The organism is Pseudorhodoferax sp. Leaf267 (genome assembly GCF_001422405.1).
Classification (GTDB): domain Bacteria; phylum Pseudomonadota; class Gammaproteobacteria; order Burkholderiales; family Burkholderiaceae_C; genus Pseudorhodoferax.
This window is the reverse complement of sequence record NZ_LMMV01000022.1, coordinates 208,415-229,376: the sequence shown is the minus strand read 5'-3', so window position 1 is coordinate 229,376 and position 20,962 is coordinate 208,415. Positions and strand designations below refer to the sequence as shown.

Annotated in this window: 19 protein-coding genes and 1 tRNA gene; 11 read left to right on the top strand and 9 right to left on the bottom strand. The window is 70.8% G+C overall.

What is annotated here, in order from left to right:
* Positions 1-14: 14 nt before the first annotated feature.
* Entirely contained in the window at positions 15-734 is a 720-nt protein-coding gene (locus ASF43_RS20900; RefSeq protein WP_056185067.1) for a GNAT family N-acetyltransferase, read from the bottom strand.
* Positions 735-925: 191 nt separating this feature from the next.
* On the opposite strand from ASF43_RS20900, the gene ASF43_RS20895 reads away from it, so the two are divergent.
* A complete protein-coding gene (locus tag ASF43_RS20895) occupies positions 926-1,384 on the top strand; it encodes a hypothetical protein (RefSeq protein ID WP_156373450.1) in 459 nt (152 codons plus the stop codon).
* Positions 1,385-1,395: 11 nt separating this feature from the next.
* Here the strand turns inward: ASF43_RS20895 and ASF43_RS20890 are convergent, their stop codons facing one another.
* Positions 1,396-1,869: an Lrp/AsnC family transcriptional regulator gene (locus tag ASF43_RS20890; RefSeq protein ID WP_056185061.1), complete on the bottom strand. Its 474-nt coding sequence runs from the start codon at positions 1,867-1,869 to the stop codon at positions 1,396-1,398.
* A gap of 43 nt (positions 1,870-1,912) precedes the next feature.
* On the bottom strand, positions 1,913-2,806 hold the full coding sequence (locus ASF43_RS20885) for a triacylglycerol lipase (RefSeq protein ID WP_056185059.1): 894 nt from the start codon (positions 2,804-2,806) through the stop codon (positions 1,913-1,915).
* A gap of 111 nt (positions 2,807-2,917) precedes the next feature.
* Here ASF43_RS20885 and ASF43_RS20880 point away from each other — a divergent pair, with 111 nt between their 5' ends.
* The 3 genes from ASF43_RS20880 (at position 2,918) to ASF43_RS20870 (ending at position 5,559) form a co-directional block, all read left to right on the top strand.
* Entirely contained in the window at positions 2,918-4,606 is a 1,689-nt protein-coding gene (locus ASF43_RS20880; RefSeq protein ID WP_056185057.1) for an AMP-binding protein, read from the top strand.
* A gap of 60 nt (positions 4,607-4,666) precedes the next feature.
* Complete coding sequence (locus ASF43_RS20875; RefSeq protein ID WP_056185054.1) at positions 4,667-5,446, top strand: enoyl-CoA hydratase; 780 nt, start codon at positions 4,667-4,669, stop codon at positions 5,444-5,446.
* Positions 5,447-5,482: 36 nt separating this feature from the next.
* Positions 5,483-5,559 (top strand) — tRNA-Met (locus ASF43_RS20870).
* Positions 5,560-5,720: 161 nt separating this feature from the next.
* Here the strand turns inward: ASF43_RS20870 and ASF43_RS20865 are convergent.
* Positions 5,721-7,214, bottom strand: coding sequence for an aldehyde dehydrogenase family protein (locus ASF43_RS20865; protein ID WP_056185728.1), 1,494 nt, complete (start codon positions 7,212-7,214; stop codon positions 5,721-5,723).
* Between the two features lie 579 nt (positions 7,215-7,793).
* Here ASF43_RS20865 and ASF43_RS20860 point away from each other — a divergent pair.
* From ASF43_RS20860 to ASF43_RS20845, 4 genes are read left to right on the top strand one after another with little or no spacing between them, the layout of a single operon-like run.
* Positions 7,794-8,978 (top strand): CaiB/BaiF CoA-transferase family protein, encoded by a 1,185-nt coding sequence (locus tag ASF43_RS20860; protein WP_082498039.1) that lies wholly within the window; start codon positions 7,794-7,796, stop codon positions 8,976-8,978.
* Positions 8,975-11,092: an acetate--CoA ligase family protein gene (locus ASF43_RS20855; RefSeq protein WP_162241837.1), complete on the top strand. Its 2,118-nt coding sequence runs from the start codon at positions 8,975-8,977 to the stop codon at positions 11,090-11,092. Before ASF43_RS20860 ends, ASF43_RS20855 begins: the two co-directional genes overlap by 4 nt.
* Positions 11,093-11,095: 3 nt before the next feature.
* Positions 11,096-11,554: a hypothetical protein gene (locus tag ASF43_RS20850; protein WP_056185045.1), complete on the top strand. Its 459-nt coding sequence runs from the start codon at positions 11,096-11,098 to the stop codon at positions 11,552-11,554.
* Complete coding sequence (locus ASF43_RS20845) at positions 11,539-13,107, top strand: acetyl-CoA acetyltransferase (RefSeq protein ID WP_056185042.1); 1,569 nt, start codon at positions 11,539-11,541, stop codon at positions 13,105-13,107. The genes ASF43_RS20850 and ASF43_RS20845 overlap by 16 nt, the downstream gene beginning before the upstream one ends.
* Positions 13,108-13,294: 187 nt before the next feature.
* Here ASF43_RS20845 and ASF43_RS20840 read toward each other — a convergent pair whose 3' ends face one another.
* From ASF43_RS20840 to ASF43_RS31420, 5 genes are all read right to left on the bottom strand, one after another.
* Positions 13,295-14,461 carry an acyl-CoA dehydrogenase family protein gene (locus ASF43_RS20840; protein ID WP_056185039.1) on the bottom strand — a complete coding sequence of 389 codons (1,167 nt, stop codon included), beginning with the start codon at positions 14,459-14,461 and terminating at the stop codon, positions 13,295-13,297.
* Positions 14,458-15,687 (bottom strand): CaiB/BaiF CoA transferase family protein, encoded by a 1,230-nt coding sequence (locus tag ASF43_RS20835; protein ID WP_369803308.1) that lies wholly within the window; start codon positions 15,685-15,687, stop codon positions 14,458-14,460. Before ASF43_RS20835 ends, ASF43_RS20840 begins: the two co-directional genes overlap by 4 nt.
* On the bottom strand, positions 15,684-15,815 hold the full coding sequence (locus ASF43_RS32065; RefSeq protein WP_255358153.1) for a hypothetical protein: 132 nt from the start codon (positions 15,813-15,815) through the stop codon (positions 15,684-15,686). The genes ASF43_RS20835 and ASF43_RS32065 overlap by 4 nt, the downstream gene beginning before the upstream one ends.
* A gap of 109 nt (positions 15,816-15,924) precedes the next feature.
* A complete protein-coding gene (locus tag ASF43_RS20830; protein ID WP_056185036.1) occupies positions 15,925-16,728 on the bottom strand; it encodes a GntR family transcriptional regulator in 804 nt (267 codons plus the stop codon).
* Between the two features lie 49 nt (positions 16,729-16,777).
* Positions 16,778-17,842 (bottom strand): MaoC family dehydratase N-terminal domain-containing protein, encoded by a 1,065-nt coding sequence (locus ASF43_RS31420; protein ID WP_200932581.1) that lies wholly within the window; start codon positions 17,840-17,842, stop codon positions 16,778-16,780.
* Between the two features lie 91 nt (positions 17,843-17,933).
* Between ASF43_RS31420 and ASF43_RS20815 the strand changes: the two genes are divergently transcribed.
* From ASF43_RS20815 to ASF43_RS20805, 3 genes are all read left to right on the top strand, one after another.
* Entirely contained in the window at positions 17,934-18,740 is an 807-nt protein-coding gene (locus ASF43_RS20815; RefSeq protein ID WP_235578322.1) for an enoyl-CoA hydratase-related protein, read from the top strand.
* A 20-nt stretch (positions 18,741-18,760) separates the two neighbouring features.
* Entirely contained in the window at positions 18,761-19,726 is a 966-nt protein-coding gene (locus ASF43_RS20810) for a tripartite tricarboxylate transporter substrate binding protein (protein ID WP_056185029.1), read from the top strand.
* Between the two features lie 69 nt (positions 19,727-19,795).
* On the top strand, positions 19,796-20,956 hold the full coding sequence (locus ASF43_RS20805) for an iron-containing alcohol dehydrogenase family protein (RefSeq protein WP_056185025.1): 1,161 nt from the start codon (positions 19,796-19,798) through the stop codon (positions 20,954-20,956).
* Positions 20,957-20,962: the final 6 nt, after the last annotated feature.

Here is a 20,962-nt window from a genome sequence, read left to right as displayed (position 1 = left end):
CGCTGGCAGGCCGCTCAGCGGCCGGACTTGGCGCGTGCGTCGCGCACGCCCTGGCGCACTTCCTGCACCGTGGCCAGCAGGTCCCAGAACTGCTTGGCCTGCGCCTTCAGGCGGTAGTCGGTCAGCCCCAGCTGCTCCTGCACCAGGGCCGTCATGCGGCTGTCCAGCGTGGCGGCCGGCAGGCGCAGGAAGGCTTCGGACTCGGAGCCATCGCGCTCTACTTTGGCGCCCGCGTTGCGCGCGATCTTGAGCATGGCGGTGTTCTCGCTGAGCGCATGGATGAACAGCAGCTGCACGCCCTCGTTGCGCGCATGCATGGCGGCACGCTCGAACAAGCGGGCGCCGTAGCCACGGCCGCGCGCGTGGCTGGACACCGATACGCCGAACTCGGCACACGAGGTCAGTTCCGGATTGATCGAGAACGCCAGGTGCGCCATGGCGATCAGGTCGAGCTTGCGGTTGTAGATGCCGAAGATGTCGTCGCGGTCGAACTGCAGGCTGTCGGTGTACCGGCGCACATGCTCGTCGCTGGCGGCATAGCCGAAGCGCAGGTAGCGGTCGTGCGGCCCCAGCGCCAGCAGGTGGCGTGCGATGCGCTCCCGGTGCTCCGGCCCGAGCGAGCGGATCGGCACCACGACGGGCGAGACGCGGCGCTCGGACGGCCCCTGGGGTGCGCCCGCAGGCGCACGTCCGGCGCCCGCGGCCGGCGAGAGAGGAGCAATGGAATCGTTCATAAGGGGCATACTAGGGTTTTCCCTTGACTGCTGCTGGAACTATCTGGCAGATTCCCGCAACGTCTGAGGCCAATGGGCAGCCTCGCAACAAACGAAACAAATCGCCAAAGCACTGCAATGGCTTTGTAACAACTCGAGAACATACTTTGGCCAGACTTCGGATCCATGGGTCCGCCAACAGGAGATCGAACGTGTCCCTTGCGTCTTCCAGCGTCGCCGAGCCCCGGGGCGCGAAGATCGGACCTCCGTCCGAACCGCCGCGTACCCGTCCTCAGGTGCGCCGAGGCTGGTGGCGATCACTGTGGTTCCGGCGCGATGGCCGGTTCGCCGAGATCCGCAACCTGATGCTGGGCCAGCTGGCGGCCGTGACCGATGAGTGCCTGCGCTCGACGCTGGCCTCCAGGATCGCCGCCGCCGACGACCCTGAAGCCCTGTGGTCGCTGCGCCAGGATCTCATGGCGGCCCTGGTCGAGGTGCATGGCGAGATGCTGGCGCGCAGGCGACTGACCGACATCACCTTCATGTTCGCTGGCCTGCTGGACCGGCAGCGGCATGCGCTCGCCACCGCGGGCGACCCGCGCGATGCAGCTGACTGGCCCGTGCCGCGCGGCATGGTGCGCAACGTCGTGCAGCTGCGCACCGACCACTGAGCGCGGCGCGGTCAGACGGGCAGCGCCGTCGTCGTCTTCACGCGGTCCAGCACGAAACTCGTCTTGCAGTCCTGCACGCTGGGGTGCTTGAGCAGCGTGCCCATGATGAAACTGCGGTAGTGCCCCATGTCGCGCACGACCACGCACAGCAAATAGTCCATGTCGCCGGTCAGCGCAGCGCACTCCACCACCTCGGGCCACGTGACCACGCTGGCTCGGAACAGGTCCATGGGATTGCGCTTGTGCGTCTCGGTGTGCTTTTCGAGCCGCACGTTCAGGTAGGCTGTCAACGCCAGTCCCACGGCCTCAGGCCGGACCAGCGCGACATAGCGGTCGATGACCTTGGCGTCTTCCAGCCGCTTGACCCGGCGCAGCACGGCGCTGGCAGACAGCCCCACGCCCTCGGCGATCTGCTCGTAGGTGGCACGGCCGTCGGCCTGCAAGGCCTGGAGGATCTGGCGATCCAGCTTGTCGAGTGTGTCCACAGCACCGTCTTTGCAAATGATGTGCGCAAGTGTCGCACCGGACTCAGGCACGCGGATGCACCAGTGCCAGCGACGCGCACATGACCTCGGGATGGAATGCGAGCCCGACATGCGGCTCGCCCGGCACGAATCGGTTGTCTGCGCCCTGCAGCGTGGCCGTCGACACCGGAAACACGATGTTGTCGCAATCGGAGTACCAGCAGGTGAACGAGGCACGGCCCTCCTCGGGCTCGCCACGTGCCAGGGCCTGCAGCCACCCGCTGCCCACGCGCATCTGCCGGCTGTTGCGGCCTTGGCCGAAGCGCGCCATCCAGGTGCCGGCGTGCGGAGTGGCGATGGTGACGACATGGGCCACGCGTTCGCGCGCGCCAGCGGTGCGCAACCAGGCCCGCGCCGCCAGGCCTCCCATGCTGTGGCAGATCAGCACCGGCGGCTGACCGGTCGCGGCAAGCATGCGGGCGACGGCTGTCTCGATGGCCGGCACGTAGTCGTCGATGGCACCGAATACCGGCTCCAGGTTCACGGCCATGCAGGGCATGCCCACGGCCTTGGCGCGGCGCATCCACGGCGCCCAGAACCCCCGGTTGCACATCAGCCCATGCACGAAGACCACGCCACGCCGGCCTTGCGCCGGCATCACCTGGTCGGGCTCGGCATGTGCGCGGAAGGGTTGGCGCCAGGCGAACACCTGCAGACCACAGCCCAGCTCACGGGCCCAGGCGCGCAGCAACGGCGCTGTCCCGGCGCGTGGGACCGGATCGCCACGCACGCGCGCCAGCAATACGAATTCACAGGCCAGGATGCCGCCGTAAGCCAGCGCCGGCAGCGCCAAGCCGGCGAGCGCCAGCGCTGGCGACCAGGCCCAGAACAGCAGCGCCCAGGCCAGGGCCGACAGCAGCAGGGACAGGCAGATCGTGCGCTGCAGGCGGGCAATCATGGTGGACGGTGGAGTTGCGGCGCGGCGATTGTCGTGCGTGCACGGCCTAGGGCAAGCCCGCTGGCGACTGTGCAGGCGCCATGGACAATCCCGCCGCAAGGAGACGCCCGCATGACAAAGCCCTGGCTGGACAGCTACCCACCGAACGTGCCGCACGACATCGACATCGGCCGCTACCGCTCGCTGTCGCACCTGATGGAGGAGTCATTCAAGACCAATGCAACGCGGCCCTTCTCGGTCTGCATGGACCAGTGGATGAGCTACCGCGAACTGGACGAGGCCTCCGCCGCCCTGGGCGCCTGGCTGCAGGGCCTGGACCTGGAGGAAGGCGCCCGTGTCGCGATCATGCTGCCCAACATCCCGCAGTTCGCCGTCACCATGGCCGGCGTTCTGCGCGCAGGCTACACCTGCGTCAACGTGAACCCGCTCTACACGGCGCGGGAGCTCGAGCACCAGCTCAAGGACTCCGGCGCAACCGCGATCGTGATCCTGGAAAATTTCGCCAGCACGCTGGAAAAAGTCATCGGCAACACCGAGGTGCGCCACGTGGCGATCGCGTCCATGGGCGACATGCTGGGCACGTTCTACGGCCCCTGGTTGACCTTCGCCGTGCGCCACCTGGCCAAGATGGTTCCTGAGTTCAGCCTGGCGCTGGCGCAGGGCCGGACCGTGACGCCCTTCAAAACCGCCCTGGCGCGCGGCGCCGCGCGAAGCCTGCGGCCGAGCCATGCCACCCACGAGAGCATCGCGTTCCTGCAATACACCGGCGGCACGACAGGCCTGTCCAAGGGCGCGGTGCTGACCCATGCCAACGTGATCGCCGCCGTGCTGCAGTCCGAGGCCTGGTTCTCGCCGGCGCTGGGGCGCGTGGGCGACCTGCGCAAGGTCAACAGCATTGCGGCGCTGCCGCTGTACCACATCTTCGCGCTGACGCTGTGCCTGCTGGCGATCAAGCTGGGCTCGCATCTGACGCTGATCCCGAACCCGCGCGACATCGGCAAGTTCGTCGAAGTGCTCAAGCGCCGGCCGTTCCACATGCTGCCGGGCGTGAACACCTTGTTCAATGCACTGCTGCAGCATCCGCAGTTCAAGAGCGTGGACTTCTCGAGCCTGAGCGTGACGCAGGCCGGCGGCATGGCAGCCTCCGAAGGCACGGCCCGCCACTGGCTGGAGGCCACGGGCTGCCCCATGATCGAAGGCTGGGGCATGAGCGAGACCGTCGCCATCGGCACCAACAACCCCGTCACCGCGACTGCATTCAGCGGCAGCATCGGCCTGCCGCTGCCGGGCATCGACATCGCGATCAAGGACGATGAAGGCCGCACCGTGGTGCAGGGCGAGCCCGGCGAGATCTGCATCCAGGGCCCCAACGTCATGCGCGGCTACTACAACCTGCCGGCCGAGAGCGCGAATGCCTTCACGCCGGACGGCTACATGCGCACCGGTGACATTGGCGTAATGGATAGGCAGGGCTACTTCCGCATCGTCGACCGCAAGAAGGACATGATCCTCGTCAGCGGCTTCAACGTGTTCCCGAACGAATTGGAGAACGTCATCTCGCTGTGCGCCGGCGTCGTCGAGTGCGCAGCCATCGGCATCCCGAACGAGAAACAGGGTGAGGCCATCAAGGTCTTCGTGGTCAGGAGCGATCCGATGCTCAGCGAGGAAGACGTCGCGCGGCATTGCCAGCAGAGCCTGACCGGCTACAAGCGGCCCAAGTACATCGAGTTCCGCGACGAGCTGCCCAAGAGCAACGTGGGCAAGATCCTGCGGCGCGAGTTGCGGCGCGAGAAGGCCTGACCTCGCGCTCCCGGTCGTTATAGTCGTCGGCGATTCGCCTTGACCACACCGGAGAGAGCCATGGAATACGAGACCATCACATTGCGCGTGGAGGCTGGCAAAGTCGGCATCGTCACGCTGAACCGCCCCAAGCAGTTGAACGCGCTGAACGACCAGCTCATGAACGAGCTGGGCGCCGTGCTCCAGCGGCTGGACCAGGACAGCAGCATCGGCTGCATCGTGCTGACCGGCAGCGAGAAGGCCTTCGCGGCCGGCGCCGACATCAGCGCCATGGCCAAGTTCAGCTTCGCCGACGTCTATAAGGGCGACTTCATCACGCGCAACTGGGAGCAGATCCGCAGCGTGCGCAAGCCCGTGATCGCGGCAGTCAGTGGCTTCGCGCTCGGCGGTGGCTGCGAGCTGGCCATGATGTGCGACTTCATCATCGCCGCCGACAACGCCAAGTTCGGCCAGCCAGAAATCAAGCTGGGCGTGATCCCCGGCGCTGGCGGCACGCAGCGGCTGCCACGCGCCGTCGGCAAGTCCAAGGCCATGGACATGGCGCTGACGGGCCGCATGATGGACGCGAGCGAGGCCGAGCGCTCGGGCCTGGTCAGCCGTGTCGTGCCGCTGGACAAGCTGATGGACGAGGCCCTGGGCGCGGCGCTGCAGATCTGCGAGTTCTCACAGATCGCGGTGATGGCCGCGAAGGAATCGGTCAACCGCGCCTTCGAGAGCGGGCTGTCCGATGGCGTCATGTTCGAGCGCCGGCTGTTCCACGGCCTCTTTGCAACGGCCGACCAGAAAGAGGGCATGGACGCCTTCCTGAACAAGCGCAGCGCCAACTTCAGCCACGGTTGAAACGGAGCCTTGCGGCTGCGCTATAATGTTGGGCTTGGCGCTTTAGCTCAGTCGGTTAGAGCGATGGAATCATAATCCACAGGTCCGCGGTTCGAATCCGTGAAGCGCCACCAAACAAATCAGGGGCTTAGCAGCGGTGCTAGGCCCTTTTTCTTTGGGCGTTCGGGTCGTCGGAGCCGCTGTGCAGCCATCTGCAGCGCGTTTCCGTGCCAGCCGGTTGCCGAGCCAGCGTTCAATTACGGGAGCCGCTAGGAGCCGTGGCGATGCACAGCGCCTATCCCGCGTTGACCCAGACCGCCTTCGTCTCCAGGTACGCGTCCAGGCTCTGCAGGCCGCCCTCGCGCCCGTAGCCGCTCATCCGGTAGCCACCGTACGGCACCGACGCCTCGACCACGCTGTAGCAGTTCACCCACACCGAGCCGGCGCGGAGGCTGCGCGTGAGCCGCTGGACCTTGTGGATGTCGCGCGTCCACACGCCGCTGCCCAGGCCGTAGGGCGTGGCGTTTGCGCGTTGCTCCACCTCGTCGATGGTGTCGAACGGGATCGCGCAGACCACCGGGCCGAAGATCTCCTCGCGCGCGATCCGCATGCCATCGTCCACGTCGCCGAACACCGTGGGCGGCACGAAGTAGCCGCTGGCCAGTTTGCCCTCCACCAGCCGCTGCCCGCCCGACAGCGCGCGCGCACCTTCCTGGCGGCCGATGTCGATGTAGCCCAGCACCCGCTCCATCTGCTCGCGCGAGACCAGCGGGCCCAGCACCGTGTCCGCGTCCAGGCTGTCGCCCACCTTGAGCTGGTTGGCGTACGCCACCACGCGCAGGACGAACTCGCGGTAGATCTTGCGCTCCACGAACAGCCGGCTGCCGGCCGCGCACACCTGGCCGCTGTTGCCGAAGATGGCCATGGCCGCGCCGGGCACGGCGGCGTCCAGGTCGGCGTCGGCAAACACGATGTTCGGTGACTTGCCGCCCAGCTCCAGCGTCACGCGCTTCAGATTGCCGGCCGAGGCGCGCACGATGGACTGGCCGACCGGGCCCGAGCCTGTGAAGGCGATCTTGTCCACGCCGGGATGGTGGGCCAGCGCCGCACCCACCGTATCGCCCAGGCCGGTCACGATGTTGACCACGCCCGGCGGCACGCCGGCCTCGGCCAGCAGCTCGGCCAGCGCCAGGCTCGACAGCGAGGCCTGCTCGGCCGGCTTGAGCACCATGGTGCAGCCGGTGGCCAGCACCGGGGCGATCTTGCACAGCGCCGAGCCCAGCGGCGCGTTCCACGGAATGATGGCGCCGACCACGCCCACCGGCTCGCGCAGCGTGTAGCTGGCCATGGCGCGCGAGACCGAGTTGGCAATGGTCTGCCCACCGATCGCCGTGGCCAGCCCGGCGTAAAAGCGCACGCCGCCCAGGGCACGCTGGCGGCTGCCGCCCTGCAGCCGCGCCAACGGCGCGCCCATGTCCATGGCGTCCAGCGTGGCGAGGGCGTCGTAGTGCCGGTCCACCAGGTCGGCAAACCTGAGCATGATGGCCTGCCGGTCATGCGGCAGCATCTGGCGCCAGGGGCCCTCGAAGGCGCGGCGCGCGGCGGCCACGGCCAAACCCACGTCTTGTACGTTGCCGGCCGCGATGCGTGCGATGACTTCGCCGGTCGACGGGTTCACGCAGTCAAGCTGCTTGCCCGAGCGGCTGTCGACCCACTGGCCGTCGATGAAGAGCTGGTTGGGCGCGGGACCGAGGCGGCGGCGCGCCAGGCTGTCGGCAGGGAGTTGCATGCGCATCCTCAGGCATTGATGGAATGGCCGGTCAATAGGCCTTGTGCATGCTAGGCAACACGACCGGTGCGGGCAACGCAGCTTTTCTCGGGGAGCCGCTGGGCTTGCCGCTTCCCGAGTCGTCGGGTTGCGCTCCGGGCGCGGCGGCCGTCGAGTGTTCGCATGCCTGGCCATCGTCTGCTCGTGTGTCGGCCCACGAGCCGACACCACGTCGCATGGCGCGGCAGCCCTAGAAAAAACTAAAAATAGGCCATTCAGTAATTACTTCGGGAACGGCCTGCAGGCCCCCGACGTTTCGGAGTGCGCGCGCCGATGAAACGTCCGTTGTCACCGTGTCGTCGCCGGCCTGTAATGGCTGACTCGAACACAGCAAGGCAACACATGAGCGACAGGACGCCGCGCGGGCGCACCGCGATCGTCGGGATCGACCCGCGCGCGATCGATGGCTTCACCTCCTACGGCAACGACCGCGCGACCCGCCGCGCCTGGCCGCCGGCATGGCCAATTGCGTGGCCGCCTTGCGCGCCGATGCCGGCGGTGCCAGCGCACCGCAGCGAACACTGTTCGAGGAGCTAGTACATGAGCCAAGCCATGAAAGGCCTGCGTGTGCTGGACCTGTCCATGGGCGTCGCCGGCCCGCACGCCGGCATGCTGTGCCGCCAGCACGGGGCCGAGGTCGTCAAGGTCGAGTCGCCAGGTGGCGACTGGGCGCGCACGATGGGCCGCCAGTTCGGCGACCTCAGCTCCTACATGGTCGCCTACAACCGCGGCAAGCAGTCGCTGGCAGTGGACTTCCAGGACCTCGAGGCGCTGGCCATCGTGCAGCGCGCCGCAGGCGAGGCCGACGTGGTGATCGAGTCCTTCCGCAGCGGCGTGCTGGCCCGGCATGGGCTGGACTACGCCAGCGTGCGGCGCGCCAACCCGCGCGTGGTCTACCTGTCGGTCACCGGCTTCGGCCAGACCGGGCCGATGGCCACGCTGCCCGCCACCGACGGCGTGATGCAGGGCTTCTCCGGCTTCATGCACATGAACGCCGGCGCCGATGGCGTGCCGCGCCGCGTGGACATGGTGATGATGGACGTCATCACCGGCCTGTACGCCTTCCAGGCCATCACCACCGCGCTGCTGGAGCGTGCCCAGGGTGCGACCGAGGGCAAGTACATCGACTGCAGCCTGATGCAGTCGGCCATCGCCTTCCAGACCACCAAGCTGGCCGAGATGGCCGCCGGCGGCATGAACCGGGCCATGTACGCGCCGCTGGGTGTGATGCGCACGGCCGACGGCAACATCTCGATCTCGGTCATGCGCGACAAGCATTTCGTCGCGTTGTGCCACGCACTGGGCCGCGACGATTTGGCGCTTGACCCGCGTTACGCGTCGCGCGACAGCCGGCTCACGCACGAGGCGCCGCTCATGGCCGCGCTGCGCGCCGAGTTCGAACGCCGCACCACCGAGCAGATCGCCGACCTGCTGGAAGAGGCCGGCGTGCTGCATACACGCGTGCTCAGCTACGAGCAGCTGCTGGCGCACCCGCAGGTCGAACACCAGCACGCCGTGGCATGGGCCGAGCAGGACGGGCTGGCGCAGCGCCTGCCGCTGGGCAACGTGCCGGGCGCGCAGCCGTTCGACACCGGTGCGGCCCAGCAGGCACCGCACATCGGCCAGCAGTCGCGCGCAGTGCTGGCCGGCTGGGGCGTGCCGGCCCACACCATCGATGCGCTGGTGGCGCGCGGTGCCGTGCGCCAGTGGAGCCCCGCTGCGTGAGCGCCGCCCCCACACCTTTGGCGCTTCTGCTGCGCCCGCGATCGGTCGCGCTGTATGGCGCCTCGGACAAATCCGCCTGGTCGCGCGGCATCGTCAACGCCACGCGCACGCTGGGCTACGACGGGCCGATGTTCGCCATCAACCGCAGCGCGTCCCCGGCGCACGGCCTGCCCGGCTTCCGCTCGGCCACGCAGATCGGTGCGCCGGTGGACACGGCCTGCGTGCTGGCGCCGGCAGCCAGCGTGCCGCAGGTCTTCGACGACATGGCGCAAGCCGGCATCCGCACAGCCGTGGTGCTGAGCTCGGGCTTTTCCGAGACCGGGCCCGAGGGTGCGGCTGCGCAGCAGCGCCTGCTGGAGCAGGCGCGCCGCCACGGCATCACCTTCATGGGCCCCAACAGCATGGGCGTGGCCCACATCGCCGCGCGCAGCGGCCTGTGCGCCTTCACCGTGCCCGAGCCGGTGCTGCCGGGCGGCCTGGCTTGCGTGTCGCAGAGCGGCTCCATGTGCGTGGCGCTGGCCGACTACGCGCTGCAGCAGGGCGTGGGCCTGTCCTTCATGGCGGCCATGGGCAACGAGGCCATGGTCGACCTGTGCGACGTGGTCGAGCATTTGATGGACGACCCCGCCACGCGCGCCATCGGTGTCTGCGCCGCGACCGTGCGCAACCCGGCGCGCTTCGTCGCCGTGGCGCGCCGCGCGCTGGCCGTGCGCAAGCCGATCGTGGTGCTCAAGCTCGGCCGTGGCGCGCGCAGCGCCGCCATCGCCCCGGCGCACACCGGCGCGCTGACCGGGGACGACGCGGTGTTCGACGCGGTCTGCCGCCACCATGGCGTGCTGCGCGCCGACAGCCTGGAAGACCTGGTCGGCACCGCCGCGCTGCTCGCCCACACAGGCCCCATCGGCCCTGGCGGCATCGCCTACGTATCGCCGTCGGGCGGCGCCTGCAGTGTGTTCGCGGAGGCGGCCGAACGGGCCGGGCTGCCGATGCCGGCCCTCGCGCCCGCCACCTTGGAACGGCTGCGCAGCGTGCTGCCCGACGACGCACGCACCGACAACCCCTTCGACACCACCGGCGCGGTCATCAACGACCCGACGCTGCTCACGCACTGCCTGCAGGCCATCGCCGACGACCCGGGCGTGGCGCTGACCGTGTGCGGCTACACCATCGGCAGCAAGGACAAGCGCAGCGGCACGCGGCTGCCGCTGATGCAGGCCGCCGGGGCCGCGCTGGCGCCGCTGGGGCCGCGCGCGCTGCTGGCCTCCCACGCGCTGCGGCCGTCCACCCCGCTCCTGCGTGAGGCGCAGCAGGCGGTGGGCATCCCCTTCGTCACCGGCGGCATCGCGCACCTGGCGCGCAGCCTGGCCAAGGCAATCGACTGGTCGGCCCGGCTCGCGGCACCACCACTGGCCGACGCCGGGCCAGCCGGCCCGGCCGGCCCGGCCTGCGAGCGCCCGGTGGGCGAGCGCGCCGTGCTGCGGCACCTGCAGCGCCATGGCGTGCCGGTGGTGCCAACGCTGCTGGCGGCCACCGCGGTGCAGGCGCAGGACGCGGCCCGCCAGTTCCGCAGCCCCGTGGCGCTGAAGGTCAGCGCGCCCGACGTCGCGCACAAGACCGAGGCCGGCGGCGTGCGGCTGGACGTGCGTGGCGATACCGACGTGTCCCGGGCCTTCGGCGACATCGTGCGCAGCGTGCACACCCGGCGCCCCGAGGCCCTTATCGAAGGCGTCGCCGTCTCGCCGATGCGGCGCGGGGGAGTGGAGCTGCGCGTGAGCGTTACCCGCGATGCCGCCTGGGGCCCACTGCTGGCCGTGGGCCTGGGCGGGATCTGGAGCGAGGTGCTGACGGACGTGCAGATGCGCCCGCTGCCGCTGCGCGGCGAGGAGATCGCGGCCATGCTGCGCGCGTTGCGAGGCTTCGGCCTGCTGGCCGGTGCGCGCGGCCAGGAGCCGGCCGACCTGCATGGGCTGGTGCGTGCCATCGAAAGCATCGGTGATGCGGCGCTGGCGCTGCACCCCGCGGCGGCGGTGCTGCAGGTCAACGCGCTGCGTGTGGCCGGCCGCCAGATCGAGGCGCTAAACGGCCTCGTCACCTGGCCGAGCGACGGCGCCTGAGCCATGCGCCTGCAGCACATCCGGGTCGAGCGGGTGGACCGCATCGTGGTCATGACGCTGGGCCGGCCCGAGCTCCCGCACTGCGTGACCGCACGCATGGCGCAGGAGACGGGCGACGCCGACGAACCGAGCGCGGCTCACGCAGACCCGTGGGGCCGCTGTGCTGACCGGTGCCGGCGGGCGCGCCTGGTGCGCCGGGGCCGACCTGCAGCAGGTGCGGCGATGAACGCGCAGGCAAGGCCGCAGTGGGGCCTTGTCCACCAGGCGCTGCCGCTTGGCGAGGTGCTGCCGGCCGCCCTGGCCCTGGCCACGCGTAGCTGCGAAAACGCGGCGCTGGGCTCTCCGACCGCCGCCCGGCACATCGGCGCCGAGGCCTTGGCGCGGCTGCGCACCACCCGGGACGACACCGCAGGACCGCGCGCCTTGCAAAAGACGAGGACGCCGAGATGGCAGGCACGCTGAACCCCGCGGTCCCGGACCGCACTCCCATCCTGGTCGGCGTGGGCCAGGCGGTCGACCGGCTGGACGCGCCGGGCTACCGCGCGCTGTCGCCGTACGACCTGGCCGCGCAGGCCTGCGCCGAAGCCTGTGCGGACGCGCTGTCGCTGCAGGCCCTGCGCGCCGAGATCGACACCATCGCCAGCACGCGCACCTTCGACGCCTCGCGCCCGGTACCGCCGCCGTTCGGCATCTCCACCAACCACCCGCGCTCGATCGCCCGGCGGCTGGGCATGGGCCCGCAGCGCGCCATCCTGGAGCAGGTCGGCGGCGACAGCCCGCAGCGCCTGGTGAACGAGCTGTGCGCGCGCATCGCCGAGGGCGAGGTCGGCGTGGCCCTGGTCACCGGCTCGGAGGCGATCTCCACGGCGCGCCACATGCAGCAGCAGGGCACGCTGCTGAACTGGGCCGAGCAGGTCGCCGGCAGCCTGGACGACCGCGGCGCGGGCAGCAGCCTGCCGGCTGCGCAGCGCCGCCAGCGCCTGGTGGGCGCGCCCACGGTTTACGCGGTGCTGGAGAGCGCGCGCCGCGCGCGGCTGGGCCTGTCGCGCGCCGACTATGCGGCGCAGATGGGCGCGCTGTTCGCACCCTTCACCGGCGTGGCCGCGCGCAACCCCTATGCCTGCAGCGCGCAGCCGTCGCGCACGGCCGAAGAGCTGGTGACGGTCGGCCCGCGCAACCGCATGGTGGCCGACCCGTATCCGCTGCGGCTGGTCTCGCGCGACCAGGTCAACCAGGGCGCCGCGCTGCTGCTGACCTCGGTGGGCAACGCCCGGCGCCTGGGCATCGCGCGCGAGCGCTGGGTCTTCCTGCACGGCTGCAGCGCGCTGGCCGAGCGGCCGGTGCTGGAGCGCGCCGACCTGGGCACCTCGCCGGCCGCACGCATGGCCGTGCGGGCAGCGCTGGCGCAGGCCGGTGCCACGGTGCCGCAGATCGACCTTTTTGACTTCTACAGCTGCTTTCCGATCGCCGTGTCCAACGTGGCCTGTGACGCGCTGGGGCTGGCGGCCGACGATGCGCGCGGCCTCACCGTCACGGGCGGGCTGCCGTACTTCGGCGGGCCGGGCAACAGCTATTCGCTGCATGCCATCGCCGAGATGGCGCAACGCCTGCGCGCGCGGCCCGGCGCGCTGGGGCTGGTGGGGGCCAACGGCGGGCATTTGAGCAAGTACGCGGCCGGCGTCTACTCGACCACACCGCGCGCATGGCAAGCGCCCGACGATGCGCCGCTGCAGCAGCGCATCGATGCGGAACCGGCGCCGCCCTTTGCCGAGAAGGTAGCCGGCCCGGCGCGCATCGAAGGCTACACCGTGGTGCACCAGCAGGGCCAGCCGACGCACGCCATCGTCGTGGGCCGGCTGCTGCAGGGTGGGCAGCGCGTGCTGGCGACCACCGCCGTGGGTGACACGGCCACGCCGCAGGCCATGCACGACCTCGACCCGCTGGCGCGCCGTGTGCGCGTGCGCTGGCAGGACGGGCTGCAGATCTTCCAGCTCGACCCCCAGGGCTGCGCATGAAAACCTTGCCATAGCGCACGCTGGCGCGGGCCAGCGGTGCACTGCTGCAGCCTTCGCGGTGCTGGCAGATGCCGCAGCCGACGCGCTTCGGGCGCGCGCCGTCGCCTTCTGGCCCGCCGCCTCCGGCACCAGGCCGACGTCTGGTGGCCCTGGTCGCTGCCGCCGTGGGCCTCGGGCATCAGGATGCTCAATAGGATTTCGGCAGCCCCAGCACGCGCTCGGCGATGTGGCACAGCACCAGCTCGCGGCTGACCGGGGCGATGCGCGGCAGCATGGCCTCGCGCAGGTAGCGCTCCACGTGGTAATGCCTGGCGTAGCCGAAGCCGCCGTGCGTGCGCACCGCGCGGTCGCAGGCGCGGTAGCCGGCCTCGGCCGCCAGCACCTTGGCGGCATTCGCCTCGGGCCCGCAGGGCTGGCCGGCGTCGTACAGCTCGGCGGCGTGGAAGGCCATCAGGTTGGCCGCCTCCAGCTCGGCCCAGCTCTCGGCCAGCGGGTGCTGGATGGCCTGGTTCTGGCCGATGGGCCGGCCGAACACCACGCGCTCTTTGGCATAGGCCGTGGCCTTGGCCAGCGCGCGCCGGCCGATGCCGATGGCCTCGGCCGCCACCAGGATGCGCTCGGGGTTCATGCTGTCCAGGATGATGCGAAAGCCCTGGCCCTCCGCGCCGATGCGGTCGCGCGCGGGCACTTGCAGGTCGTTGATGAAGAGGGCGTTGGAGTCCACCGCCGCGCGGCCGTGCTTCTCGATCTCGCGCACCTCGATGTGGCGCCGGTCCAGGTCGGTGTAGAACAGCGTGATGCCGTCGGTGGGCCGCGCCGCGTCGTAGGGCGCGGTGCGCACCAGCAGCATGATCTTGTGGGCCTGCTGCGCGGTGCTGGTCCAGACCTTCTGGCCGTTGATGACGTAGCCGTCGCCGCTGCGCACCGCGCGCGTGGCGATCTGCGTGGTGTTCAGCCCGGCGTCGGGCTCGGTCACGCCGAAGGCCACCAGTTCCTCGCCGCGGCTCAATGGCGGCAGCAGCCGGCGCTTTTGCTCTTCGGTGCAGTGCTTGCTGATGGCATGCGGGCCGAAGATGTTGATGTGCACCGCCGAGCAGGCGGCCATGGTGCCGGCCGAGCTGGCGATGAGCTGCATCATCCAGGCCGCCTCGGTCACGCCCAGGCCGGCGCCGCCGTAGGCCTCGGGCAACGTGATGCCCAGCCAGCCGGCCTCGGCCACGGCGCGGTGGAACGCGTGCGGGAAGCGGTGCTCGCGGTCCGCGTGCAGCCAGTAGTCGTCGTCGAAGCGGTCGCACAACGCGGTGATGGCATCGCGGATCTGCGCCAGCTCGGGCGTGAGGGTGGGTTTGCTCATGGGCGCGCGGGTCCGGTGGGGATGCGGCAGATGCCGGCGGTGACCAGGCGGTCGATCTCGGCCTCGCCGTAGCCGGCCTCGCGCAGCAGCTCGGCGCTGTGCTCGCCCAGCTGCGGCGGCGGGCGGTAGTCCTGTGGCGGCGTGCCATGCCATTCGCTGGGCACGGCGGTCTCGCGGATCGTGCCCATGGTGGGATGCTCGACCTCCCGGAAGAAGCCGATGTCGGCCAAGTGCGGGTCGGCCAGCAGGCTGTCGAAGCTGTGCACCGGCGAGACCGGGATGTCGGCCGCAGTCAGCAGCGCGGCCCATTCGGCGGTGGTCTTCTCGCGCATCGCGCGGCCCACCAGCGCATAGAGCTCGTCGATGTGCGCGGTGCGCGTGGTCAGGTCGGCAAAGCGCGGGTCCTGGTCCATCAGGTGCTCCTGCCCGGTCATGGCCAGGAAGCTGCGCCAGTGGGCATCGGTGTACATGGCACAGGCGATGTGGCCGTCCCGCGTGGGGTAAGGCAGGCGCGAGGGCGCCAGCAGCCGCGGGTAGCCGTAGCCGCCGCGCGGCGGCACGAACTTGGCGCCGTACAGGTGATCGCCCAGGATGTAGGGCACCATGGTCTCGAACATCGGCACGTCCACGCGCTGGCCGCGGCCGGTCTTCTCGCGCGCATAGAGCGCCGCCGTGATCACCCCGAAGGCATACAGCCCCACCGAGCGGTCGGCGATGTTCAGCGGCACGAAGCGCGGCGTGCCGTCGCCGCTGGCCGCCAGCATGGCCGGCAGGCCGGTGGCGGCCTGGATCAGGTCGTCGAAGGCCGGCGCCGGCGCGTACCGGCCGCGCTGCGAGAAGCCGACCATGGACACATAGACGATGCGCGGGTTCACCGCCGCCACGTCCTCGTAGCTCAGGCCCAGCCGCGCCATGGCCTTGGGCCGCACGTTGCAGGTCAGCACGTCGGCGGTGGCGGCCAGCTTGAGGAAGGCGGCGCGGCCCTCCGGGTGCTTCAGGTCCAGCGCCAGGCTGCGCTTGTTGCGGTTCAGGCCCAGGAACAGTGGGCCCATCTGCTCCTCGCCGGCCGGGCCGATGCGGCGCACGTTGTCGCCCTCGGGCGTCTCCACCTTGACCACGTCGGCGCCCAGATCGGCCAGGGCCTGCGTGGCCGAGGGGCCCATGAGCACGGTGGTCAGGTCAATCACGCGCACGCCGGCCAGCGGGCCGCTTGCCGGCGCTGTCACGGGGCCACCTGCGCCGGACGGCCGGCGTCGATATCGGCCCGCCAGGCCGGCGGGATGCGACCCGGGTGCGCCGGCAGCACCTGCGCGAAGCTCTTGGCGCGCAGCAGCAGGAGTGGTTGGGATGGCACGTCGACTCTCCGATCATGTGACTACCGGACGCACGTCCTCTGAATAGTCCGATCGATCGTAGAAAGCCACCTGGCAGCGTCAAGCGACAGGATGTCGGTGTCTGACCGACTACACGCGATGCAGGTACTCGGAAATGTCGCGCTCCAGCCCATAGCGGTCGCCGCGGTAGGCGGTGTTGCTGTAGTAGACGACGCGGCCATCGGCGTCGCAGAACACGCGCTCGACGCGGGCCACCGGCATGGCCATGGCACAGCCCAGGCCCTCGGCCTCGGCGAAATCGGCCGCGGCCACGCGCACGCGCTCGCGTGCCAGGGTCACCGGCACCTTGGCGTACTTGACCAGCAGGCGCACCAGCTTGGAGCGGTTCTCTGCGCCTTTGGGAAAGCGCTTGTAGATGTCCTCGGCTACGTAGATGCCCGACAGGCCGTAGGGCTGGCCGCTGCTCTGGTCGAGCTTGCGCACCAACATGTAGGGGCCGGCCGAGCGGCCCAGGTCCCAGCGCGCAGGCGGCAGTTCATCCGTGCGTGTGTGCGACAGGATCTTCACGCCGTACTCCGGCGTCTGCACCCCCACGGCCGCGAAGGTGGGAAACAGCGGTGCGGCCTCGAGCTGGTCGCGCGAATAGGTGACGAAGGTGCGCCGCCCGCGCTGGCTGGACACCAGTCCCTCGGCGGCCAGGATCTGCAGCGCCTGGCGCACCGTGATGCGGCCCAGCCCGTACTGCGCGCATAGCTCGTCGATGCTGGGGATGTCCGAGTCCGGCGGCCATTCGCCACTGGCGATGTGGCCACGCAGCACGCTGGCCAGCTGCGCGTACAGCGTGGTGGGGCCCGCGGTGAACCGCGGGGTGCGCCGCGGCGCACGGGCGCCACCGGCGGCCGGGGCAGGGTGGATGGCGGTGGACGTGGGCATGGGCGCCTCGACTGTTGCGGGTGGGGTCAGGGCTACAGTCTATGGCCGCTCAAGGCTGGCGCAGCGGCACTGTGGCCACCACGCGGCCCGGGCCGACAGTGGTGCCGTGGGCCGTCTCGGACCACAGCGCGATCTCCACGCAGCCGGCATCGCCGTCGCGCCAGGTGCGCAGCACGCGCCCACGCACCACCACCGTCTGCCCCACGGTGCTGAACACCCGCATGCGAAAGCCGTTCAGTGCGCGCAGCGTGCCGGCCGGGCCGATCCAGGCGCGCACCGTTTTCTCCCACATGCCTTGTAGGAAGAAGTTGTTGGCGTACATCTCGGGCGCGCCGCTGGCCTGGGCGTAGGCGCTGTTGTGGTGCAGTGGATTGAAGTCGCGGTTGGCGCCGGCCGCCACGACCAGGCGGTGCACCGTCAGCGGGAAGGAATGCGGTGGCAGCAAGTCGCCGGCCGCGACGGCCTCCCAGCAGTCTGGCGGCGCGGCCGGTGGCTGCGGCGGTGTCGCCGGCTCCGCAGGCGCCGCGCTGGCCGCAGGCCGTTCGCCCGCCGGCCCCGGCTGCGGCGCGTAGTGGAACAGCCCGCGCCGGTGCCGCGCCACCACCTCGCCGTGCGCGTCGATGGTGTCCGACTCGAACACCAGGAAGGCGCCGCGCCCGACCGAGGTCTGCTTGGGCGTGCAGGACAGCAGGCGCCGGCCGCGCCGCCCCACGCGCTCGCCGGCCAGCACGGGGCGCAGGAAGTCGGTGTCCACATCGGTCACGAAATACTGCGTCGCCTCCCGCGGCAGCCCAGGCTGGCGCTGCAGGCCGTCGGCCAGCCATGGCGGCAGGGCGTCGCGCCCGGCCGTGGTCCACAACCGCTCGCCAGGGCGCCACAAGGCCGGCATGCAGAAGGTGGACAGGCTGGTGTAGGGCGCGGTCACGTCGGCAAAGCCATGGCGGCGCGCAAACGCGGCGTCGTGGTGCAGCGCGCAGTCGAACTCCAGCGGCTCCAGGTAGCGGCGGATCGCGCCGGCCTCGATGCGGTCGACGCCCATCACCGCCGTGGGCGAGAAGTCCTTGCCCACCATGCCCTGCAACGTGCCCCAGGCGCCGTCTTCTGCGTTGGCCATCCGCTGCCTCCTGAGGATCCGTCACAAGTTCTATTGACGGTACAACTATACATGACTACAGTGGTGGCAACCGTTTAGCCGGAGTGCCCGCGTGTCCCTGTCCGCCCCCACCTTGAATTCCAGCGACGGCGAGCTGCTGGTCGAGCGACGCGAGGCCGTGCTCTGGTTGACCCTCAACCGCCCCGAGCGGCGCAATGCCCTGACCGACGCGGTGCTGCTGCAGATGGCGCACGTCGTGCGCGAAGCCGGCACCGACCCGTCGCTGCGCGCCATCGTGCTGACCGGCGCGGGCGAGCAGGCCTTTTGCGCCGGTGCCGACCTGACGCCGGGCGACACCCCGTTCCAGAGCGATCCGGCCCGGCTGACGCTGCCGCTGGCCGACCTGGCGCGTGCCGTGCACGGCTGCCATGTGCCGCTGGTGGGCCGCATCAACGGGGTCTGCATGGCCGGCGGCATGGGCCTGTTCGGCTTATGCGACCTGGCGGTGGCAGCCGATCACGCGCGCTTCGGCCTGCCGGAGGTGCGCATCGGCCTGTTCCCGATGCAGGTCCTGACCATGCTGCGCGACCTGATCCCGCCGCGCCGGCTCAACGAGATGTGCATGACCGGCCGCCCGATCGACGCGCCCACCGCGCTGTCGCTGGGCCTGCTGAACCGGGTGGTGCCGGCCGCGGAACTGGATGCCGCGGTCGACATGCTGCTGGACGACCTGCTGGCGGCCTCGCCCATCGCGCTGCGCCGTGGCAAGTACGCCATGCGCGCGGTCCAGGGCATGGGCTTCCACCAGATGGTGGCCTTCACCGAATCGAACATCGGCGCGATGATCCAGACCCGCGACGCCCGCGAAGGCCTGGCGGCGTTCAACGAGCGCCGCCGGCCCAGTTGGGTCGGCTGCTGACAGAAGGAGACTACCGACCCATGCAACGCCGCGATGTCCTGCGCTGTGCCCTGGCCCTGGCCCCTTCGCTGGCCGGCGACGCCATGGCGGAACTGCCCGAGCGACCGATCCGCATCGTCGTGCCGTCCCCGCCGGGGCAGGGCGGCGACACGCTGTCGCGCCTGCTGGCCGCCAAGGTCACCGAGCAGAGCGGGCGCACCGTGATCGTGGAGAACCGCCCGGGCGGCGACATGATCATCGGCGCCACGCAGGTCGCTCAGGCCGCGCCGGACGGCACCACGCTGCTGTTCAGCGGCACCACCGTGTCGTCCGCGGCCGGGGCGCTGCACGCAAAGCTGCCATACGACCCGCTGGAGAGCTTCGCCCCGGTGGTCGGGGTGTCGCTGGTGGCCTATGTGCTGGCCGTGCGCAAGGACCTGCCGGTGTACAACGTGCCCGAGCTGATCGCGCTGGCGCGCAGCCGGCCCGGCCAGCTCAGTTTCGGCTCGGGCAACCAGTCCGGGCGCATGGCCGGCGAGCTGTTCAAGTCCATGGCCGGCATCGACCTACTGCACGTGCCCTACCAGGGCGTGGCCAAGGCGGCGCACGACCTGGCCGCCGGCCGCATCGACATGATGTTCAACGGCACCATGACCACCCGGCCCCTGGTCGACAGCGGGCAGGCCCGCGTGCTGGGCACCAGCGCGCGCAAGCGCGATCCGCTGTACCCGGACGCCGCGCCCATCGACGAGACGCTGCGGGGCTACTCGTTCTTCGCGTGGACCTCGCTGGTCGCGCCGCGCGGCACGCCGCAGCCGGTGGTGCAGGCCCTGAACACCCTGTTCACGGCCGCGCTGTCAGACCCGGCCATCCAGGCCCGGTTCGCCGAGGGCGGGCTGGTGCCCTGGCCGGTACCGCCGGCCGAGTTGGCGGCCAACGCGCGCGCCGACCTGGCGAAGTGGCGCCGGCTGGTGCAGCAGGCCGGCATCGTGCCCGGCGCGCCGTAGCACCTGTCCATCCGTACGCCAAGGGGTTGCGCGGCTGCAGGTCGGCCGCTTTTTTTGGGGACAGCATCCATGCAAACCTTCCAGCACATCGCGGCACCGCTGCGCCTGTTCCACGGCGAGGACGCGCTCGGCCGGCTCGGGCGCGAGCTGCAGCGCCTGGGCTGCACACGGCCTGTGGTGGTCTGCGGCGGCTCGCTGGCGCGCCAGCCCGGGCTGCTCGACCGCGTGCTCGCCGCCTGCGGTCCGCAACGCGCGGGCGTGTTCGACCAGGTGCGCGCGCACAGCCCGGTGCCCGATGTCCAGGCCGCGGCCGAGGCGATGCGCCGGCTGCGGGCCGATGCCGTCGTCGCCGTCGGCGGCGGCTCGGCCATCGTGACCGCGCGCGCCGCGAGCATCCTGCTGGCCGAGCAGCAGCCGGCCAGCCGGCTGTGCACCCGCACCGTCGACGGCCGACTGCACAGACCGCGGCTGCTTGCGGCCAAGCTGCCGCAGTTCGTGGTGCCCACCACGCCGAGCACCGCCGCCGTGCAGGCCGGCAGCACCGTGTTCGACCCGGTGCGCGGCGAGCGGCTGGCGCTGTTCGATCCCAAGACGCGCGCGCAGGCCGTTTTCGCCGACCCGCAGCTGCTGCTGTCGGCACCGCGTGCGCTGGCGATCAGTGCCAGCCTGAACACGCTGGCGATGGCGGTGGAGGCGCTGGTCTCGCCGGTCGGCGACGCGCTGGCGCATGCCGATCTGATGCAGTGCGTGCGCCTGCTGGCGCTGCACCTGCCGGCGATCGCGCGCGACGACGGGCCGGACATGCGCAGCGCGCTGCTGCTGGCCGCCGTGCTGTGTGGCCGTGGCGCCGAGCACAGCGCCTCGGGCCTGATATCGGTGCTGGGCCATGCCATCGGCGCGCGCCACGGCACCGAGAACGGCCTGGTCAACGCGGTGGTGCTGCCGCACGTGCTGCGCTTCGACGCCCAGGCCATCGCGCCGGGACTGGAGCGGCTGGCCGTGGCGCTGGCGCTGCCGGCACGCGCCGATCCGTTGCAGGCCGTCTGCGCCGTGCTGCAGGCCGTGCTGGAGCCGCTGGGCGTGCCGCAGCGACTGCGCGATCTGCCTGTGCCGCAGGACGCGTTCGCCGCCATCGCGCGGATGGCGCTCAAGGACTGGTGCATCCACGACAGCCCGCGGCCGGTGCGCCATGCGGAGCCGCTCGTGGAGCTGCTCGAGCAAGCCTGGTGAGCGCGC

Bases quoted from the DNA above. Each gene is read 5' to 3' on its own strand.
- ASF43_RS20900 (WP_056185067.1), bottom strand. From the start codon at position 734: ATGAACGATTCCATTGCTCCTCTCTCGCCGGCCGCGGGCGCCGGACGT.
- ASF43_RS20885 (WP_056185059.1), bottom strand. From the start codon at position 2,806: ATGATTGCCCGCCTGCAGCGCACGATCTGCCTGTCCCTGCTGCTGTCG.
- ASF43_RS20880 (WP_056185057.1), top strand. From the start codon at position 2,918: ATGACAAAGCCCTGGCTGGACAGCTACCCACCGAACGTGCCGCACGAC.
- ASF43_RS20875 (WP_056185054.1), top strand. From the start codon at position 4,667: ATGGAATACGAGACCATCACATTGCGCGTGGAGGCTGGCAAAGTCGGC.
- ASF43_RS20865 (WP_056185728.1), bottom strand. From the start codon at position 7,214: ATGCAACTCCCTGCCGACAGCCTGGCGCGCCGCCGCCTCGGTCCCGCG.
- ASF43_RS20860 (WP_082498039.1), top strand. From the start codon at position 7,794: ATGAGCCAAGCCATGAAAGGCCTGCGTGTGCTGGACCTGTCCATGGGC.
- ASF43_RS20850 (WP_056185045.1), top strand. From the start codon at position 11,096: ATGCGCCTGCAGCACATCCGGGTCGAGCGGGTGGACCGCATCGTGGTC.
- ASF43_RS20845 (WP_056185042.1), top strand. From the start codon at position 11,539: ATGGCAGGCACGCTGAACCCCGCGGTCCCGGACCGCACTCCCATCCTG.
- ASF43_RS20840 (WP_056185039.1), bottom strand. From the start codon at position 14,461: ATGAGCAAACCCACCCTCACGCCCGAGCTGGCGCAGATCCGCGATGCC.
- ASF43_RS20830 (WP_056185036.1), bottom strand. From the start codon at position 16,728: ATGCCCACGTCCACCGCCATCCACCCTGCCCCGGCCGCCGGTGGCGCC.
- ASF43_RS31420 (WP_200932581.1), bottom strand. From the start codon at position 17,842: ATGGCCAACGCAGAAGACGGCGCCTGGGGCACGTTGCAGGGCATGGTG.
- ASF43_RS20810 (WP_056185029.1), top strand. From the start codon at position 18,761: ATGCAACGCCGCGATGTCCTGCGCTGTGCCCTGGCCCTGGCCCCTTCG.
- ASF43_RS20805 (WP_056185025.1), top strand. From the start codon at position 19,796: ATGCAAACCTTCCAGCACATCGCGGCACCGCTGCGCCTGTTCCACGGC.